This is a genomic window from Acinetobacter sp. YH16051 (assembly GCF_013417135.1).
GTDB lineage: Bacteria > Pseudomonadota > Gammaproteobacteria > Pseudomonadales > Moraxellaceae > Acinetobacter > Acinetobacter towneri.
Genome location: NZ_VPEN01000064.1, coordinates 1 through 3,183 on the forward strand (window position 1 = coordinate 1; position 3,183 = coordinate 3,183).

General features: G+C 41.0%; 4 protein-coding genes. 2 read left to right on the plus strand and 2 right to left on the minus strand.

The annotated features are described in order from the left end of the window. Nucleotides 1-604 precede the first annotated feature (604 nt). Together FTV41_RS15295 and FTV41_RS14065 are read left to right on the plus strand one after the other, a co-directional pair. Nucleotides 605-796: a hypothetical protein gene (locus tag FTV41_RS15295; protein ID WP_034705540.1), complete on the plus strand. Its 192-nt coding sequence runs from the start codon at nt 605-607 to the stop codon at nt 794-796. Nucleotides 797-934: 138 nt separating this feature from the next. After that, a complete protein-coding gene (locus tag FTV41_RS14065) occupies nt 935-1,399 on the plus strand; it encodes a very short patch repair endonuclease (RefSeq protein WP_163146739.1) in 465 nt (154 codons plus the stop codon). Nucleotides 1,400-1,422: 23 nt separating this feature from the next. On the opposite strand, the gene FTV41_RS14070 is transcribed toward FTV41_RS14065, so the two are convergent. Continuing rightward, the gene (locus FTV41_RS14070) at nt 1,423-2,724 is read right to left on the minus strand and encodes an MvaI/BcnI restriction endonuclease family protein (protein WP_257221982.1); all 1,302 of its coding nucleotides are present in this window, start codon (nt 2,722-2,724) and stop codon (nt 1,423-1,425) included. Between the two features lie 81 nt (nt 2,725-2,805). Further along, nucleotides 2,806-3,183: DNA cytosine methyltransferase (locus FTV41_RS14075; protein WP_179996714.1), on the minus strand; the 378-nt coding region annotated here is incomplete at its 5' end.

The following is a 3,183-nucleotide window of genomic DNA, read 5'->3' on the forward strand; positions in this document are numbered from 1 at the left end:
GGGGAATTATCTTATGTAGTAGAAAGCTGCGCAGCAAAAAGCCAGTTTTTTAAAATAAGTAATTGATTTTGTTTATTAATTTGCTGCGCTCTTCTCTGTGCTCAAAAATCTAATAAGAATTACGTAAGTAACTGTTATTTAAATAAAAATAGGGTGCGCAGGCATCTGCGCTCGAAAAATGGGAAAAAAGAGCGTAAGCTATTAATATATATAAATAAATACCCTGCGCAGTTCATGAAAACTGAGTTTGCGCAGTAAAAGCTATAAAATCAGCATAAGTTATTGAAAATTAATTAAAATAATCTGCGCACTTTTCGATAAGCAATAAAACTGTCAATTCGGTCAATTTAACAAATCATACATGACATATTTTTTAGGAATTTAAACCTGTAAAAATCACTCAGTTGATAGATTTTAAGTAAGGTTTTAGAACCTAAATTGAATTCTTATTTCAGGCGTTAAAAGTAGTTAAAAAATTGAGAGTATTCAATATCAGTGAGTTCTATACCTATTTTCTACAAAAGTTCCAAAAATGGACCTTCTTCAATACTCAAGCGTTGAAGTTTAAGAGAAGATAGTAAGAAATCTTATTCGAGGAATTGTGATGAGCACTCATATCACTACTACAGCAAATACAATAATGTTTCCGAAGGCTTGTACTCTTTGCCAATCAAGAAAAAATGTACAGCTTTTTGCAGGACTGTTGGTATGCGATCAATGCCAGGAAAACATCAATCTCACGAATCCAGACACATTCTCGACCAATGATGAGATTGAACAGAAAGCCCAGGATTAACCTGGGTTGCGTATAAGAGTTTTTATGTTAAATATTAGCTAGACACGAGTACTTATAATTAAATGAAAAATGTGCAATATAAATAATATTGTTGAAGTTTTATTCTGTTAAGTTTCGAATATAGCTTAGGAGAGATAGATGGTAGACATTGTTGATCCATCTACACGCAGCCGTATGATGGCTGGAATCAAAGGTAGCAATACAAAGCCTGAATTATTAGTCAGACATTTGCTTCATAAAAAAGGATTTCGGTATCGTTTTCATGTAAAAGATCTTCCGGGAAAACCTGATATTGTTTTGCCAAAATACAGGTCAGTGATTTTTATACACGGCTGTTTCTGGCATGGTCATCAGAATTGTCATCTTTTCAGGTTACCGGCAACGCGGACGGAATTCTGGCAGGAAAAAATCTGCCGTAATCAGGCGAATGATTCCAGAGCTGTAGATATCCTGCGCGCTAGTAATTGGCGAGTCTGCATTGTCTGGGAATGCAGTATTCGGGGAGCCAAAAAAGATCCGGAAAAAGTAGTCAGTACAATTGCTGACTGGCTTGCAGGTGACAGACAGTTTCTTGAAATACGTGACACTCCAAGAGACAGATGATTTTTCAAGTAATACAGCCATACTTATTTATCTGATGACAGGTCAAGCTCCTTGTATTCATCATATAGACAAGCTGAATTGACTGCTGACACCCTGAACTGGTTGCGTTTTTTCTGTTTCCATTTGCCTGTATTCACATCTAGGGCATATTTGCATCCAGGATCATGAACCACTATTCCTGTCGCCAGGGCATCCAGGAATTTCTCAATACTTGCTCCTTTAGCCAGCGACACCTTTGGGCCAAACTGGTAATAGGTAGAGCCTTCAAGTTTGAGGTTAGTGTAGGAAACATAGCAGGTTTTGGTATGTTTATTCTTCCAGTGATTGAGCAGTTTGCTAAAGGTCCATCCAGCTGCAACTTCTCCATTGTCATTTTTCAGAAAATAGCCACCCTCGCTCAGGGTAATTTTCTTTTTCTCCAAATCATATCCTTCAATGAAAAGAGTCAGACATGTTTCCGGATTTCGGATTCCAGTCTGGTGTTTGGCAGTAAAGTAAAGCTGCTGCGGTTGCCTGCGGTTTGCATGGGTATTCATGAAATTTGCATAGCTGTCACGATAGAGTCCGATATCAGGTTCAGGAGTCATTAGGGTAGTACTACTTTTTGATCTTGTTTTTAGCTCCCAGTCCAAGAAATCAGGACTGGCCTTTCCGTTTGGAATGATGCCGAATTCGCACTCGAGGGTAAAACCAGCGCCATTAGGTGCCTCGTAGAAGATAACAGTACCGTCTTTGTCCAATCTTCTGGATCTTATTGGTCCCTTTAAATAGATATCTTTGAGTTTTCCAATCAGAAGCTCCTGACTGTCTGTAAGGCTAGAGTAGTATTCATAAAAAACTGACAGGACCTGTCTGTCTTGGTTCTGTTCGGCATATTCCTGAATTTCCCCTGAAATTTTCTCATCCCATGATCCTGTATAGGCAAAGACTTTGTCTTCAGCCAATCCTAGGATCATGCCTCTTTTCTGGCTGGCATATAGTGCACGTTCTTCTGGTGTCGGTGGTTTCATGATCTTGCTTGGGGCAAGCGAGCAGCCACGGAGGAATCCGGAAAGTCTTATTTCCGGATATTTGGGATAGAGAATAATTTGGGAACCTGTGGCTTCTTCAGTTTCACCTTCCGGTGTGATCCAGAACAGTTTGAGAGGTGCCTTGAATATCGGACCCTTGCTGGATTCTCCATCTGCGCGGATCTCTCCCAGTGGAAAATCCTGAAGAACTTCAAAATTTCCCCCAAAATAGATTTGCTGTTTGGAATTGTCATTATTGGAAAGCGGTTTGAGCAGGATCCGGGTTGCCCCTAGGGCCTGCATTGTCTGTGACATCTGCCTGATAGTCGCCATATACGATCCGGTCATTGTTCTTCTGACCGGATCGTACCTCTATTTGAGTGATTTTTATAGCTTTTACGCAGAAATCTTGTCTTTTTTATGCTCCTGAATTTTTGCTGCCCGTAGAATGTAAGGTTCCAGCAACCTTGCAACGGCAGTGAAGACGGGTACGACAACCGAGTTACCGAACTGCTTGTAGGCCTGTGTATCCGAAACTGGAATACGGAAGAAGTCGTCTCCATCCAGTTTTTGGAAGCCCATCAGTCTGGCACATTCCCGTGGTGTCAGACGACGCGGACGGTTCTTCTGGTTATCAGGATCATCAAAATCTTCTTCTCCCCGCTGCATATCCCAGCCGCGGTCAATCAGGATTTCCGAACCGTCTTTATGATAACGGGCCGAAAGGGTTCTGGCCACGCTACCAGGATTTTTCGGAGCTACCAGACCAAAGCC

What these genes read in the sequence shown, in the direction of transcription:
- FTV41_RS14070 (WP_257221982.1), bottom strand. Translation starts at nt 2,724, where the DNA reads ATGTCACAGACAATGCAGGCCCTAGGGGCAACCCGGATCCTGCTCAAA.
- FTV41_RS14065 (WP_163146739.1), top strand. Translation starts at nt 935, where the DNA reads ATGGTAGACATTGTTGATCCATCTACACGCAGCCGTATGATGGCTGGA.
- FTV41_RS15295 (WP_034705540.1), top strand. Translation starts at nt 605, where the DNA reads ATGAGCACTCATATCACTACTACAGCAAATACAATAATGTTTCCGAAG.